Annotated in this window: 14 protein-coding genes, 2 tRNA genes and 1 other RNA gene; 7 read left to right on the top strand and 10 right to left on the bottom strand. The window is 72.8% G+C overall.

All coding sequences use genetic code 11. From position 1 onward, the window contains the following. Positions 1-4 precede the first annotated feature (4 nt). From recR to ffs, 4 genes are all read right to left on the bottom strand, one after another. Positions 5-598 (bottom strand): recombination mediator RecR, encoded by a 594-nt coding sequence (recR, locus tag ABTZ99_RS05150; protein WP_123744628.1) that lies wholly within the window; start codon positions 596-598, stop codon positions 5-7. Continuing rightward, positions 598-924 carry a YbaB/EbfC family nucleoid-associated protein gene (locus ABTZ99_RS05145; RefSeq protein WP_053715665.1) on the bottom strand — a complete coding sequence of 109 codons (327 nt, stop codon included), beginning with the start codon at positions 922-924 and terminating at the stop codon, positions 598-600. The genes recR and ABTZ99_RS05145 overlap by 1 nt, the downstream gene beginning before the upstream one ends. 74 nt (positions 925-998) lie before the next feature. Continuing rightward, positions 999-3,263, bottom strand: coding sequence for a DNA polymerase III subunit gamma and tau (locus ABTZ99_RS05140; RefSeq protein ID WP_499608248.1), 2,265 nt, complete (start codon positions 3,261-3,263; stop codon positions 999-1,001). A gap of 31 nt (positions 3,264-3,294) precedes the next feature. After that, an RNA gene (gene ffs / locus ABTZ99_RS05135) (signal recognition particle sRNA small type) lies at positions 3,295-3,389 on the bottom strand. 99 nt (positions 3,390-3,488) lie between these two features. On the opposite strand from ffs, the gene ABTZ99_RS05130 reads away from it, so the two are divergent. Both ABTZ99_RS05130 and ABTZ99_RS05125 read left to right on the top strand, forming a co-directional pair. After that, complete coding sequence (locus tag ABTZ99_RS05130; RefSeq protein ID WP_498781666.1) at positions 3,489-3,785, top strand: hypothetical protein; 297 nt, start codon at positions 3,489-3,491, stop codon at positions 3,783-3,785. Continuing rightward, positions 3,782-4,054, top strand: a complete 273-nt coding sequence (locus ABTZ99_RS05125; RefSeq protein ID WP_499608245.1) for a hypothetical protein — start codon at positions 3,782-3,784, stop codon at positions 4,052-4,054. Before ABTZ99_RS05130 ends, ABTZ99_RS05125 begins: the two co-directional genes overlap by 4 nt. On the opposite strand, the gene ABTZ99_RS05120 is transcribed toward ABTZ99_RS05125, so the two are convergent. Then, entirely contained in the window at positions 4,051-4,968 is a 918-nt protein-coding gene (locus ABTZ99_RS05120; RefSeq protein ID WP_498781664.1) for an iron-siderophore ABC transporter substrate-binding protein, read from the bottom strand. The two genes, ABTZ99_RS05125 and ABTZ99_RS05120, sit on opposite strands and share 4 nt — an antisense overlap. Positions 4,969-5,056: 88 nt before the next feature. Between ABTZ99_RS05120 and ABTZ99_RS05115 the strand changes: the two genes are divergently transcribed. Then, a tRNA-Ser gene (locus ABTZ99_RS05115) sits at positions 5,057-5,141 on the top strand. A 125-nt stretch (positions 5,142-5,266) separates the two neighbouring features. After that, positions 5,267-5,887, top strand: a complete 621-nt coding sequence (locus ABTZ99_RS05110; protein WP_499608243.1) for a hypothetical protein — start codon at positions 5,267-5,269, stop codon at positions 5,885-5,887. Between the two features lie 67 nt (positions 5,888-5,954). Here ABTZ99_RS05110 and ABTZ99_RS05105 read toward each other — a convergent pair whose 3' ends face one another. From ABTZ99_RS05105 to ABTZ99_RS05085, 5 genes are all read right to left on the bottom strand, one after another. After that, complete coding sequence (locus tag ABTZ99_RS05105; RefSeq protein ID WP_499608240.1) at positions 5,955-8,411, bottom strand: DUF8508 domain-containing protein; 2,457 nt, start codon at positions 8,409-8,411, stop codon at positions 5,955-5,957. A gap of 270 nt (positions 8,412-8,681) precedes the next feature. Then, entirely contained in the window at positions 8,682-9,218 is a 537-nt protein-coding gene (locus ABTZ99_RS05100) for a hypothetical protein (protein ID WP_499608238.1), read from the bottom strand. A gap of 152 nt (positions 9,219-9,370) precedes the next feature. Next, positions 9,371-9,455: transfer RNA gene (locus ABTZ99_RS05095), tRNA-Ser, on the bottom strand. Positions 9,456-9,537: 82 nt separating this feature from the next. Beyond that, on the bottom strand, positions 9,538-9,972 hold the full coding sequence (locus ABTZ99_RS05090) for a nucleoside deaminase (protein WP_230570133.1): 435 nt from the start codon (positions 9,970-9,972) through the stop codon (positions 9,538-9,540). Positions 9,973-10,003: 31 nt separating this feature from the next. After that, positions 10,004-10,492 carry a tRNA adenosine deaminase-associated protein gene (locus ABTZ99_RS05085; RefSeq protein ID WP_498781644.1) on the bottom strand — a complete coding sequence of 163 codons (489 nt, stop codon included), beginning with the start codon at positions 10,490-10,492 and terminating at the stop codon, positions 10,004-10,006. A gap of 89 nt (positions 10,493-10,581) precedes the next feature. Here ABTZ99_RS05085 and ABTZ99_RS05080 point away from each other — a divergent pair, with 89 nt between their 5' ends. The 3 genes from ABTZ99_RS05080 to ABTZ99_RS05070 all read left to right on the top strand — a co-directional run bounded on the left by ABTZ99_RS05080 (position 10,582) and on the right by ABTZ99_RS05070 (position 14,829). Next, the gene (locus ABTZ99_RS05080) at positions 10,582-11,817 is read left to right on the top strand and encodes a M20 metallopeptidase family protein (protein ID WP_498781643.1); all 1,236 of its coding nucleotides are present in this window, start codon (positions 10,582-10,584) and stop codon (positions 11,815-11,817) included. A 288-nt stretch (positions 11,818-12,105) separates the two neighbouring features. Continuing rightward, a complete protein-coding gene (locus ABTZ99_RS05075) occupies positions 12,106-13,056 on the top strand; it encodes a prephenate dehydrogenase (RefSeq protein WP_499608234.1) in 951 nt (316 codons plus the stop codon). Positions 13,057-13,065: 9 nt separating this feature from the next. Continuing rightward, positions 13,066-14,829, top strand: a complete 1,764-nt coding sequence (locus tag ABTZ99_RS05070; protein ID WP_499608232.1) for a fibronectin type III domain-containing protein — start codon at positions 13,066-13,068, stop codon at positions 14,827-14,829. Positions 14,830-14,837: the final 8 nt, after the last annotated feature.

The raw sequence follows: 14,837 nt of genomic DNA, 5'->3' as shown, positions 1-14,837 counted from the left end.
AGCCTCACATGCTGCGCCGGCCGGACAGGGCCCGGCCGAGGGTGAGCTCGTCGGCGAACTCCAGGTCACCGCCCATCGGCAGGCCCGACGCGAGCCTGGTGACGGTGAGGCCCGGGAAGTCGCGCAGCATCCGCACCAGGTACGTCGCGGTCGCCTCGCCCTCCGTGTTCGGGTCCGTGGCGATGATGATCTCCGACACGTCCGTGCCGATCCGGGTGAGCAGCTGCCTGATCCGCAGCTGGTCCGGCCCGACACCCGACAACGGGTCGAGCGCCCCGCCCAGGACGTGGTAGCGGCCCTTGAACTCGCGGGTCCGCTCGACCGCCAGGACGTCCTTCGGCTCCTCCACCACGCAGATCAGGGTCAGGTCGCGGCGCGGGTCGCGACAGATGCGGCAGGTCGCCTCGGCCGAGACGTTGCCGCACACGTCGCAGAACACCACGCCGTCCTTGACCTTCTGCAACGCGTCCTGGAGCCGGCCGATGTCGGCCGGGTCCGCGGCGAGCAGGTGGAAGGCGATGCGCTGCGCGCTCTTCGGACCGACGCCCGGCAGCCTGCCGAGCTCGTCGATCAAGTCCTGGACGGGCCCCTCGTACATCAGCCGAACAGCTTCCCGAGACCGCCGAGGTCGTCCATCCCGCCCATGCCGCTGGCGAGCGGGCCCATCTTCTGGGCCGCCAGCTCCTGGGCGGCGCGGTTGGCGTCGCGCACGGCGGCGACGACCAGGTCGGACAGCGTCTCGACGTCGTCCGGGTCGACCGCCTTCGGGTCGATGTCCAGGCTCTTGAGCTCGCCGCCGCCGGACACGACGGCGGTGACCAGACCGCCGCCGGCGGTGCCGGTGACCTCGGCCTCGGCCAGCTCCTGCTGGGCTTCAGCGAGCTGCTGCTGCATCTTCTGCGCCTGCTGGAGGATTTGCTGCATGTTGGGCCCACCGGGTTGCACCGCGGGTTCCTCTCTTCGGGGTCTGCCGCCGTTCACCAGCGTAGTCGCGTCGATCAGCCCTTCAACGGCCGAGCGCCAAGCTCGTCGGCGAGGAGCTTGAGCACGACGGCCTCCGGGTCGAGCCGCTGGTCGTCCGCGTCGCCGGGCAGCGCGGCCTCGGCCAGCATCTCCTCCTCGTCCACCGGCTCCGGCGGGAGGGGCTCATCGGGCTCCGGCGGCTCGGGGGGCGGCGGCACGTCGTCGACCGGTGGTCGGCCGGACGGCGCCGGGCGGGACTCCGGCTGACGGGCCTGGCCGGGCTGCTGCGCCTGGCTCGGCCTGGTCACCGCCGGTCGCTGCGGCTTCTGCGCCGCCTGGCGGGCCGGGGCGGCGGCCGCGTCGCCGTGCACGCACCGCACCTGCCACGTGCCGCCGAGGACCTGCGCGAACGCGGCGGCGATGGCGTCGGCGTTGCGCGGCTCGGCGAGCCGGCGGGCCAGCGGCGCGGAGGTGTGGGTGAGCGTGACCGTGGTGCCGTCGACGTCGGCGACGGTGGCGTTGGTGAGCATCGCCTCCGTGCTGCGGCTCGTCCCGCGGACCACGCCCAACAGCTCCGACCAGCGCCGACGCACCTCGACCGCGTCGACACCGCCGGAGGCTGCCGCCGGTGCGGCTGCCTGGGCCGGCTGGGCCGCGGGTGAGTTGTCCGACGCGCCGGGGTGCGCGCTCTGCGGCGCGGCGGCGTGCGGTGCGGCGGCCTGGGGTGCGTCGGCGTGCGGTGGCTGCGCGGCAGCCGGCGACGTGCCTCCAGCTGCGGCGGCGTGCGGCGCGGCGGCGTGCGGTGGCTGGGCGGCAGGCGACGTGCCCGGTGCGGCGGCGTGCGACGGGGGCGCGGTGCTCGGCCGGGCCTGCGGCGCGTCCGGCGGCTGCGCGGCGCGCTGGTCCACCTCCGGCGCGACGGGCGCGCTCTCGGCCGACCTCATCGCCGCCGACCGCAGCACCGGCGGGGTGGGCAGTCCAGGGGGCGCGGCCGGCGGCGCGGCAGCGGCCGGAGGCGCGGTCTCGGCGGGCCTGGCGACGGGCGGCGCGGCGGGGGCCTGCGGCGCGGCGGGCTCGGCCGCGCGCTGCGAGGGGCGCTGGAAGCGGGTCTCCACGGGCCCCGCCGGTGCGCCGCCCGCCGGCGGGCCGTGGCGCTCCAGCTGTTCGACGCGTTGCAGCAGGCCCGACTCGACGTCGCCGACCGACGGCAGGAGCATCCGCGCCGTCACGAGTTCGAGCAGCAGGCGGGGCGCGGTCGAGCCGCGCATCTCGGTCAACCCCTGGTGCAGGATTTCCGCCCAACGGGTGACCGTCGCGGGCCGGGTCGCGTCGCGTTGCGCGATCATCTTGGCCAGCTCGTCGTCCGGCGCGGACACCAGGCCGCGGTCCGCCGCGTCCGGCACGGCGTGCAGCAGCACCAGGTCGCGCAGCCGGTCGAGCAGGTCGGACGCGAACCGGCGCGGGTCGTGCCCGGCCTCGACCAGCCGGTCGACGGTGCCGAACACCGCCGAACCGTCGCCGTTCGCCAGGCCGTCCACCACGTCGTCGATCAACGCCACGTCGGTCACGCCGAGCAGCGCGATCGCCCGGTCGTAGCGCACCCCTTCGGGGCCCGCGCCGGACAGCAGCTGGTCCATCACCGACTGCGTGTCCCGCGCCGACCCACCGCCCGCGCGGATCACCAGCGGGAACACCGACGGGTCGACCGTGACGCCCTCGGCCGCGCAGTTGCGCTCCAGCAGCGCCCGCATCGAGCTCGGCGGGATCAGCCGGAACGGGTAGTGGTGCGTGCGCGAGCGGATGGTGGGCAGCACCTTGTCCGGCTCGGTGGTGGCGAAGATGAAGATCAGGTGCTCGGGCGGCTCCTCCACGATCTTCAGCAGGGCGTTGAAGCCCTGCGTGGTGACCATGTGCGCCTCATCGATGATGAACACCCGGTACCGCGACTCGGCCGGCGCGTAGAACGCCTTGTCCCGCAGCTCGCGCGCGTCGTCCACGCCGCCGTGGCTCGCCGCGTCCAGCTCTACCACGTCCACGGTGCCCGGACCGTTGGGCGCCAGGCCGACGCACGAGTTGCACTCGCCGCACGGGTCGGGCGTCGGGCCCTGCACGCAGTTCAGCGAGCGCGCCATGATGCGGGCGCTGGACGTCTTGCCGCACCCGCGCGGCCCCGAGAACAGGTACGCGTGGTTGACCCGACCGGCCGCCAGGGCGGTGCGCAGCGGTTCGGTGACGTGCTCCTGGCCGACGACCTCGCCGAAGGTCGCCGGACGGTACTTGCGGTAGAGGGCGAGCGCCACGTCGGGGACCTTACCGGGAGGGTCCGACAAAGAAAGGGGACCCCGTGCACCCACCAGAGCCCGCTTATCCTTGCTGCCTTCCGGCCCTGGGGAGGTTCGCGAGATATGTGCCGCACGAGGTCCGCCACCAGTGTAGCCGGTCGCCCCACTGGCTCTGTCCCCACCCACTCCGGGCACGGGAAGATTTCACCGGTTAGTGGCACTACCCGGTGAAGGAGGAACCAGATGAGGGCTCTCGTCCTCGCGTGCGCCGCCCTGGTGCTCGGCGCCACCACCGCCGCGGCCGACCCCGTGCCGCCGCGGCACGCCATCGTCATCTGCCAGACCGCGAGCTTCTACGGCAACTACGACCACGCGGTCGGCCCGGTCGAGTTCAAGCGGACGCTGACCTACGGCAACAAGATCGGTCACACGCCCGGCGCCCACCCCGTCTACAACGGGTGGGCGGCGAGCATGGACTTCGGCCCCAACGACTGGGGCTACCTCCGGATCGAGTGCATCGGGGGCTACGACTCGTGGTGAGAGCAGCAGCAGTCCTGGCGGCCGCCGTCGCGCTCGTCGCCACCGCGTCGCCCGCCCAAGCCGCCAACGGCACGGTCGGCGAGCGCGAGACCGTGTGCGCCAACGACCTCTACGTCCGCACCGCACCCGACGACGGCCCGTGGATGGGCACCCTCTACCGCAGCCAGACGTTCCTGGTGAAGGGCCCGAAGTCCGGCAACTACATCTACGGCTTCGCCTACGGGCACATCAACGCGCACGGCTGGGTGGCCGACGGCTGGTTCTGCTAGCCGAGGGCGGCCGTGAACAGCGGCACGGCGTGCTCCAGCGCGTAGGCCATGCCGAGCGACGAGCCGCTGGAGAAGGCGTTGACCAGGTTCTCGTCCTCCAGGATCAACGCCTTCTCCGGCACCAGCGGGTTGGCCTTGAGGGCGGTCGCGTCGCCGCCGATCGGGAACAGCACGCTCAGGTCGGCGGTCAGCAGGTCCAGCCGCTCGGTGGAGATGTCGACGTAGAACGTGCCGGAGGCGAGGGCCTCGACGTCCTCGCGGAGGGTGAAGCCGAGCGCCTTCATGAAGTCCGCGCGCGGGTCGCCGGAGACGTACGCGCCGAACTTGCCGTCGAAGTACGCGCCGACCACGGCGGTCCGGCCGTCGAACTTCTCGTTCGCGGCGAACTTCGCGTCCAGGTCGGCGATGACCTCCGCGCCCTCGGACACCTTGCCCAGGGCCTTCGCGACCAGCTCGACCTGCTGCCGCCACGACGTGCCGTAGGGGATGACGTCCTTCGGCGCGCCGATGGTGGGCGCGATCTTGGACAGCGTCTCGTGCTTCTTCTCGTCGTTGTCCGACCGGGTGTTGAGGATGAGGTCGGGCTGGAGCGCGGCGACGGCCTCGTAGTCGATCTCGGTGGTGCCCAGGAGCGTCGGCGCCTGCTCGTAGAGCCCTTCGGCCCACGGCCCGACGCCCTTGCCGCCGAACGCCAGCCAGTCGCTCGCCCCGACCGGCCGCACGCCGAGCGCGAGGGCGGTCTCGGCGTCCGACCAGCCCAGCGCGACGACCCGCTTCGGCGGCTCGGCGATCGTCACGGGACCGAACCGGGTGTCGACCGTCACGCCGGACGAGGTGGGCTCGGCGCCACCGCCGCCTCCCCCGCAGGCCGCCAGGAGCAGAGCCGACAGCACGACCACCAGACCACGCTTCATTAGGCAAGCCTAACCGAACCTATCAGCGGCCGATGCATCCGACCACCCGTTTTGGGGGACGCCCGGACCCTCCGTTAGACTCCGCCACGGAGGATTCGCATAGTGGCCTAGTGCGCACGACTGGAAATCGTGTTGGGTTAACCCCCTCACGGGTTCAAATCCCGTATCCTCCGCGGCCCAGAGCCCCGGCACCGTCAGGTGACCGGGGCTCTGGTCGTCAAAGACCGCGTCGGTGCAACACCGGGCCGACCTGAGGCGTCTTATCCAGTGATCGACTGATTACTGGGAGGACACGGACATGAGGATCGTCAACACGGCCGTCGCCGTGGCACTGGCCGGATCGGGCCTGCTCGCCGGCGGCGCCGTGGCACTGGCCCAGCCCGCGGGCGAGGCCGACGCGAGCGCCGGGCCGAGCTACCGCGCCACGACCTGGCACAACGTCAACGTCCGCATCTGCCCGTCGACGGCGTGCCTGCCGGCGGCGGGCGGGCAGATCCTCGAGGGCAGGACGGTGGGGGTCTACTGCTGGGTGCACGGCCAGTCGGTCACGGATTTCGGCTACACCAACGACGTCTGGCTGAACGTCGGCAGGCAGGACGGCGGCACCCAGTGGTCCAGCGCCATCTACTTCGTCGGGGACGAGTTCGCCAACCTGCCGAAGGAGGCCGAGTGCACCGACGCGCCCAAGCCGCCGACCACCACGCCCGTCCCCACCACGACCACTAGGCCCGCTCCCACGACCACGGGCATCCCCACCACGTCACCCCGGCCGACGGTGACCACCACGGTCCGGCCGACCGTGACGACCTCGCCCCAGCCGACCGTGACCACGACGGCGCGGCCCACCGTGACCACGTCGCCCCAGCCGACCGTCACCACCACGGCCCGACCCACGATCACCACCACGTCCGGCCGGTAACCCGGTCGGCGACACGAGAACGGGCCCCTCGGACGTGGTGTCCGAGGGGCCCGTCCGCTGCTCCGGGCTAGGACCTGGGCAGGTGCTCGGCGATGTCCTCCAGCAGGAACACCCACTGGTCGACGTGGGCGTTGCCGGTGCTCGGGCGCAGCTTCACGACCTGCGGGTCGTGGTCGCTGGCCTGGTCGGCGAACTCCGCGTTGATGTGCACGACGTCGTAGCGGTAGCGGGTGATGTTCGCGCTGATCAGGATGTGGTCGAGGGTCTGCGAGTTGCCCTCGAACACGTAGCTGTACCGCTCGGCCGCGGGCAGGGTGTCCATCAGGGCCACCACGTCGCCCTTGCCGGTCAGGGTCCCGACCGCCGGGGAGAACTGGTAGTCGTTGATGTCACCCGCGAGGACCACGTTGGCGCCCTTGTCGACCGCCTTGACCTGGTCCACGAAACCGCGCAGCAGCGCGGCCTGCTGAGCGCGCTGCACCTCCGAGCTGCGCACGGGCTCCTGGTAGCGGCCGTGCATGGCCTGGTCGCCGCCCTTGGAGTTGAAGTGGTTCGCGACCACGATCACCGTGCGACCGCGGAACTTGAACTCGCCGGCCAGCGGCTTGCGGCTGCTGTTCCACGCCGGGTCGGCGGGCGCGACGCGGCCCGGCGACACCGACAGCGCGGCGCGGCCGTGCTGCTTGACGACGGACACCGGCGTGGTGGCGTCGCCGCCCGGGCGGTCCACGAAGGACACCCGGGCCGGGTTGAACAGGAACGCCACCCGGATGTTGCCGCCCGGCTCGCCGCCGTCGGCCTTGTTCGCCGGGTCGATCTGGCGCCACTGGTAGCGCGGGCCGCCCGCGGCCACGATGGCGTCGGTGAACTTGGCGAACGTCGCGTCCGCCGCCACCGTGCCGTCGTCGGTCGCGCCGTTGTTGTCCTGGATCTCCTCCAGCACCACGACGTCCGGGTTCTTCAGGTTGCCGACCACGGCCGCGGCGAGGCGGTCGAACTTGGCCTGGTCGTTGGTGGCGGCCAGGTTCTCCACGTTGTACGTGGCCACCGACAGCTCGGCGGCGCGCTGCGCGTCCGTGACCTCCGGCGTGATGCCGCCCGGGACGTGCTCGCCGACCGACTTCGTGGCCAGGGTGTAGCCGCCGAAGTTGGTGTACTCGACGTTGCCGACGGTCGCGCCGCGCCAGACGTCGCCGACGTTGCTCGTCTGCGGCGCCGCCGCGCCCGGCTTGACCTTGATCCGGCCGCTGTTGGGCTGGTCGTAGCCGAGGTAGATCGTGCCGCCGCGGGCGGTCGGGTTCTGGGTCGGGTTGGTGGTGATCCACGTCTCGCCGAAGCTGTTCGTGGGTCCGACCACGCGGGCGTCGTCCACCTTGACGTACATGCCCTCGCGGGACTCGTAGTAGTCCTGGCCGTAGGTCGCCGGGTCGAGCGGGAGGGCCTCGATGCTGCCGCCGTTCGCGGTGGGCAGGTAGCCCGCCGGCGGGTTCAGGGCCTCCGGGGTCGGCAGGGCGTTGCCCTTGGACTTCACCGTGACCGTGGCGCCGGTGATCTCGGTGAGCGTCTGGTTGGAGTTGCTCGCCGCGTCACCGCCCGGCCGGTACTCGGCGACGGTGCCGGAGACCAGCACCTCGTCGCCGGGCTCGACGGTCGGGGCCAGGGCCGCGGTGTAGACGAACACGCCCTCGCTGGTGCGCGGGTCGTTGTCCGGCGCGGTGTCCTGGAGCCAGAAGCCGCGGTCGCCGGTGGCGCGCGTCGCGGTGACGACGCCGGGCACGCCGGCGACCTTCTGCCCGAGCAGCGGCGAGATGCGGGTCGTGCCCTGGATGTCGCGGACGCGCTTGTCGCCGGGCTCGGGCTCCGGGTCGGGGTCGGGGTCGGGGTTGCCGGGGCCCTGGCCCTTGGAGTTGACCGGGGTCGGCGCGCCGATGGTGAAGTCGGCGGAGTTGTTGTCGGTGTCGGTCAACGCGGGGCGGGCGGCCGAGGTGGCGTTGCCCGGGTTCGCGGTCGGGGTGGTCTCGCGGACCACGGTCGACGAGCCGTAGCCGACCAGGTCGCGCACGCGTGCGTCGGCGGCGCAGTCGGCGGCGGTCTTGCAGGTCAACGCGGAGGTCTCGGTGACCAGGGCGATCGTGCCGCCGGAGCCGCCCATCGCGATCGTGCCGGTGACGTCCGGTGCGGGCAGCTCCACCGTGCCGCCCGCGCCCTTGGCCTGCGCGACCAGGAACCGCCCGCCCGCGGCGATCGAGCCGGTCAGCGGGGTGACCTGCCACTGGCTGGACGCGCTCGCGCTCGCCGGGAGGTACTGCACGCTCCAGCCGTCGACGGCGACCGGCGCGGCGCCCGCGTTGGCCAGCTCGACGAAGTCCTGGGTCAGCGTGGCACCGGAGTTGCCGCCGCCGCCGTAGACCTCGGCGATCAGGGCGTCCTGGCTCGGGGCCGCGTGGATCGGCGTGGCGAGGGCGAACGTCACGGCCGAGGCGGCGGTGACCGCCAGTCCGACGCGGAGCGGGATAGGTCTCAACGGGTCCTCCGGTAGTTGGCGGCTGGGCGCATCCTCCCCGTATCGAGTGAACGGCGAAAGACACCGTCACTAACGGTTGACCATTACCCGGCCTCGAACGTGTGTTCGAACGTAAGGTAGGGTCATGGCCGTGCCTGCCCGGTGGCCCTCCCAGCGCCGGCGCGGACGCGACACGCACAACAGGGGCGCCGGCCCGGACCTGACGAGGCCCGGATCGGCGCCCGTGCGCGTGGTCGGCCTGCCGGGCCGCCACCCTCGTCGCGGGCGGCACTAGCGGTCGACCGGGCCCGCGTACCGGTAGCGGTTCGGCTCGGTCGGGTGGGCCACCACCCGCACGACGTCCCCGACGCGCGGCACCGCGATCCGCGGCACGACGGCCACCACCTCGAACCCGCCCTCGATCTCGCCACGCACCGCGAGTCGCACGACGGGGTGCAGGCGGATCGCGTGCCCGGTGTCGGTGATCCGGTCGATCCGCACCCGGATGCCGACCGTCGACCGGTAGAGCGGGTGGGTCATCGGGTCGTCGGGGTCGGCCCACGCGTGCCACTGCTCGAACCCCTCGGCCAGGTCCGACCGCCCGACGTGCTCGACCCGCAGCCAACCCCGCTCGACCAGCGACGTGCTGAACCTCGTGATCGGCGACGCGGGTGCGACCAGGCTGATGGCGATGATCACGTACACCATCGCCTCGCCGTACCACCGGTCGTCAGCGCTGCCCGTGATCCCGTTCCACAGGTAGTAGCCGACCGACGCCGACACCAGGACCACCCCACCCCAGGTCGACACGCGCAGGAACCGCCTCATCGCCACTCCCCCTCCGACGTGCCGGAAGGAAACCGCGGGCGCCCGCCCTACCGATCACAGGTCGACCGGACCGGGCGTTCGAAGAGGGCGGCCAGGGGCCGTGAAACGTCAGAGCCCCGGCAACCATGATCGGTTGCCGGGGCTCTGAGCAGCGGTGGCGGTGGGATTTGAACCCACGGAGGCTTTCACCTCACACGCTTTCGAGGCGTGCTCCTTCGGCCGCTCGGACACGCCACCGCCGAGAACAATACAAGACCGTCGCGCTTGCACCCAACAGGGGGTGGTCGATCGGATCTGCGCTGGTCAGAGCGGCAGAGGGTCACAGGTCCGCGAAGAACGACTCCATCAGGGCGGCGCAGCGCTCGGCCAGGACACCGCCGACGACTTCCGGTCGGTGGTTCAGGCGGCGGTCGCGCACCACGTCCCACAGGGAGCCGACAGCGCCGGTCCGGGGTTCCCAGCAGCCGAAGACCACCCGGTCCACGCGGGCCAGGACCAGCGCGCCCGCGCACATCGTGCACGGCTCCACGGTCACCGCCAGGGTGCAGCCGGTGAGGCGCCAGCCGTCGCCGTAGGCCGCGGCGGCGGCGCGGAGGGCCAGGACCTCGGCGTGCGCGGTCGGGTCGCCCAGGGCTTCGCGGGCGTTGCAGGCGCGCGCCAGCTCGGCGCCGTCCGGTCCGTAGACGACCGCGCCGATGGGGATGTCGCCGGTCCCGGGCGCCTCGGCGGCGACCTCCAGGGCGGCTTCGACCATCGCCTCGTCGGACGCCTGGCTGATCACGCGATCACGCCTGGAGGCTGTCCAGCAGCTTGGTGAACTCGTCGCCGAACCCGCAGCGCTGCGCGATCATCTGCAGCTGCTCGTCCGGGTACAGGTCGACCTCGTCCACGATCACCTGCATCTCGTGCTCCGGCATGCCGAGGTCGGCGAGCACGGCGAGGTCGCCCTCGGGCCACAGCTCGTCGTCCTCCTCGTCCGGCGGGTCGACCCGGAGCAGGTCGAGGACGTCGGCGGCGATGTCGTAGTCGAGCGCGGCCGCGGCGTCGGACAGCAGGAGCGACACCCCACCCGGCACCGGGCGCAGGACGATGAAGAACTCGTCGTCCACCGCCAGCAGCCCGAAGACGGCACCCGTCGAGCGCAGTTGGCGCAGTTCCGTGATCGCCGCGTCGAGCTCGGACAGCGCCGAGCTGTCCATCTTGCTGCACCGCCAGCGGCCGTCTTCACGAACGACCGCGACAGCGAAGCCGTTGACCGGCTCCTGGTGTGCCATGTGCACACCGTAGGGCCACACCTCGGCACCCGGTAGCACGGGGGCCTCGGCCACGGGCACGGGGGGCCGACCGATGCCACTATCGAGGGATGAGCACAACTCTGCCGAACGCTAGGACGACCGCCCCCGAGCCCAGGTTCACCGGGCTGGTGGAAGCCGCCCGAGCCCTCCAGCCCAGGACAGTGGCGTTGCGACGGCAGGTGCACCGGCACCCCGAGCAGGGGTTGGACCTGCCCGCGACCCAGGCCGCGATCCAGCACGCGCTGTCCGGCCTGCCGGTCGAGGTGACCACCGGCGGGTCCAGCAGCTCGGTCACCGCGGTGCTGCGCGGCGGCAAGCCCGGGCCGACCGTCCTGCTGCGCGGCGACATGGACGCGCTGCCGTTGCAGGAGGAGACGGGCCTGGCGTACGCCTCGGAGATCGACGGCTCCATGCACGCCTGCGGCCACGACACGCACGTCGCCATGCTCGCCTCCGCCGCACGCCTGCTCTCCTCACGTCGCGAGGCGCTGGCCGGTCAGGTCGTGTTCATGTTCCAGCCCGGCGAGGAGGGTCAGCACGGCGCTCGGCACATGCTCGACGAGGGCGTGCTCGACGCCGCGGGCACACCGGTGGAGAAAGCGTTCGCCCTGCACATCACCTCCACGCTCCAGTCGGGCGTCGTCGTCTGCCGCCCCGGGCCGACGATGGCCTCGGCGGACACCTTCCACATCACCGTCAAGGGCCGCGGCGGGCACGGCGGCATGCCGCACGACGCGATCGACCCGGTGCCGCCCGCCGCCGCCATGGTCGGCGCGCTGCAGACGATGGTCGCCAGGCGGGTCAGCGTGCACCACCCGGCCGTGGTCACCATCGGCCACATCACCGCGGGCACGACGACCAACATCATCCCGGAGACCGCGCTGGTCGAGGGCACCATCCGGACGCTCTCGGAGGACACCAGGGCCCTGGTGCACCGCGAGCTCCAGCAGGTCGTCACGCACGTGGCCGCCGCGCACGGCTGCACGGCCGAGGTCGAGATCGTCCCCGGCTACCCGGTCACGGTGAACGACGACGCGGTCGGCCCGCACGTCGTCGACATCACCGCGGCGGCCCTCGGCTCACGGTGGGCCTCCCCCATGGACGACCCGCTGATGGGCGCCGAGGACTTCTCGTACGTGCTGCAACGGGTGCCGGGCGCAATCGCCTTCCTGGGCGCCTGCCCGCGCGGGGTCGAACTGGACCGGGCGGAGCCGAACCACTCGAACCGGGTGCTCTTCGACGAGGCGGCCATGGAGCACGGAGTCGTCGTCTACACCGCGTTCGCGCTGGACGCCCTCCGGTAGGCCGGTCGGCGGCAGGACAAGTCGCGGTAGGACAGGTAGGACAGCCGTCGGCAGGGCGGTCGACGACAGAACAGTCGGCGGCACGGTGGTCGGCGGCGGAACGAACTGCGGCAGTAAGGACTGCGGTAGGCCGAAGGCGGACGTGAGGTGAGGTCGGGGCTGTGGTGGTCATGGCCTCGACTTTGCCGTCCGGCGCGGGGTGGTGCGATCGGTGATCGCCGATCTGTGGACAACTCCTGTCCTGTGGACAAGTAGGGGCTGCCCGTCCGCGCCGGCAGGATGAGCGCCGTGCGAAGCGTCTGCGTGGTCGGGCTCGGGTTGATCGGTGGTTCGGTGTTGCGCGCGGCAGCCGCCGCGGGGTGCGTGACCTGGGGCGCGACCGCTTCGACAGCCGACGCGGAGGCGGCCCGGCAGGACGGCTACGACGTGGTCGACCTCGCCGGGGCACTCGAACGCGCGCGCGTACACGACGCGCTCGTCGTCGTGGCCGTTCCGCTGCCGGCTGTGGAAGAAGTGCTCCGCGCCCTCCCCGACGGCGTCCGGCTCACCGACGTGGTCAGCGTCAAGGGCCCGGTCGCCGACCTGGTCCGCCGCGTCGCCCCGCACGCCCGCTACGTCGGCGGCCACCCGATGGCCGGCACCTCCTCCTCGGGCTGGTCCGCGGGCCGCGCCGACCTCTTCCACGACGCCGCCTGGGTCGTCACCGCCGAGGACGACGCCGACCCGGACGTCCTCACCGACGTCATGGAACTGGCCTTCGCCGCAAAGGCGCACGTCGTGCCGACCACCGCCCTGGAGCACGACGCCGCGGTGGCCCGCATCTCCCACCTGCCGCACCTGCTCGCCGCCGTGCTGGCCAGCGTCGGCGCGGACGGCGGACCGCTCGCGCTCTCCCTGGCCGCGGGCTCGTTCGGCGACGGCACGCGCGTCGCGGGCAGCCGTCCCGAACTCGTCCGCGCCATGTGCGAGGGCAACCGCGGCGCGCTGCTCGACGCCGTGGACGACGCCCTGGGCCGGCTCGGCGCGGCCCGCGGCTCGCTCGCCTCGACCGGCGGCCTGGCCAAGACCATCGACGCCGGTCACGCCGCACGCGTGGCGTTGCAGAACCAGACCACGCGCACCGACCTGACCATCGACCTCACCGCGCCCGACGCCCTGCGCGCCCTGCGCGACCTGGGGTCACGCGGAGGCCGGGTCGTTGCGCTGAACGGCACAACCGCGCTCGCACGCACCCCATAAGGTGCATCGGTGGAGCGTCGCAAGCTCATCGCCGTCGTAGGGGGTCTCGCACTCCTCGGCGGCGCGGTGGTGGTCCTGCGCAACGAATCCGCTCCCCCACCCCCGCAGGCCTTCGAACGGTTCCTGGACGAGAAGGTCGAGTACGTCCCCGACACCCAACACCTGGCCACGCCCACCGACCTGCGCCTGACCGCCGTGGACCGCACGAGCCTGCGCGCCACCTGGACGGCCACCGACGGCATCGGCCACGGCGGCTTCGAGGTGCGCTGGAACGGCCGGACCCGCCTGGTCCGCGGCACCGAGACCGAGCTGACCGACCTCGACGCCAACGCCGACGTCACCGTCGAGGTCCGCGCGCTGGACGCGATGGGCAACCGCTCCGACCCCGCCACCGCGAAGGCCGTGCCGAGGCTCGCGTACGACGAGACGTGGCTCGACGGCCTGATGACGCCCCTGGACCTGTTCGACGGCCCGGAAGCGCTCAACCCGCGGCGGTGGCGGGTCTTCGACCGCGGCAACACCGACTGCCTCTGCCTGCGCCCGCTCAACGGCGAGCGGCTGGAGATCGACTGCGACCGCGTCGACCTCCAGTCCAACGTGCCGCTGCGGTTCGGCGCGCCCGCCCCGGACGGCGCGATCGCCAAGGTCTCCCTCACCACCGACGGCCCGATCGGCTACCGGCCGGACGAGAGCGCGGTGCTGATCGCCCTGCTGCCCGACCCGGTGCACGACCTCGGCCACCTGGAGGAACCGTTCCCGCCGGACGTCCTGGTCCTGCGCATCACGCCGTTCGGCGCGCAGTTCGTCCTGGGTCACGACGCGCCGCTGGGTGAAACCTTCGGCACGTACCCGCCGCCGACGCCGGGCGTCCGCCACCGCTGGGAGCTGCGCGTGCTGCCCGGCTCCGTGGTGGCGTTGCGCGACGGGGTCGAGGTGGCGTCCGCGCCGGTCCGGCTGCCGTGGACGTCCGCCCGCGTGCGCCTGGCGTTCCGGCAGGCGCAGGGCACCCACCTGGACACGTTCGGCATCGGCGGCGTGCCGGGCACGCCCGCGCCGGGTTCCGTGGCGCCGCTCGGTCCGGCCGACAAGCGCGACGGCGGGGTGTCGTTGGGCAACGTGGCCAACTCCCAGCTGGCCGGCGCGTCCTCGGTGCGCGTGGTCGCGTCCGTGGTCTCCGAACGCACCGCGCCGATCACCGTGGAGTTCGGCGCGCGGTCCGCGCCCGCGGTGTTCATGCCGTCGGACCACGGCCTCGACCAGTACCGCCCGTCCGTGGTCTACGCCGACTTCCCGCTGCCGTCGCCGGACTCGAACCCGAAGGTCGGGCTGCGCTCCGACGGCGGCCTCACCTCCTACAACGCGCACCTCGTCATCGCCGACGGTCAGGACGCGCGCCACCCGCTCCCCCGGCTCGTCAAGCGCCCGCTGCCCGACCCGTTGGTGCCCCCACCAGCGGTTTCGGTGGTGCACGAGTCCGTGAGCGACTCGTCGTTCCCCCTCTTCCCGCACGAGGGCGAGGTGCGGCTGACGGTCGAGCTCGCCGACACGCGGGCGCGCGAGGTCGCCGCCGTCAAGGGCGTGGAGGTCGACCTCGACGGCGAGCGGATCGCCGTGCTGCCGACGAACGGCTCGGCCGGCGGGCGGCACGAGTTCCTGATCGACCTCGCCGGGCTGGCCGGCGGTCGGCACGAGCTGGACGTGCGGGTACTCCCGGTGGACGAACGGCGGGGCGTGCAGTCGTACGAGCAGACCTTCGAGATCCGGCCGCTCTAGGCCCTTCT

Origin of the sequence: Actinosynnema sp. NPDC002837, assembly GCF_040295345.1 — a bacterium.
Lineage (GTDB): Bacteria > Actinomycetota > Actinomycetes > Mycobacteriales > Pseudonocardiaceae > Actinosynnema.
The sequence above is the reverse complement of the archived record's forward strand: the minus strand, read 5'-3'. Positions and strand labels throughout refer to the sequence as shown.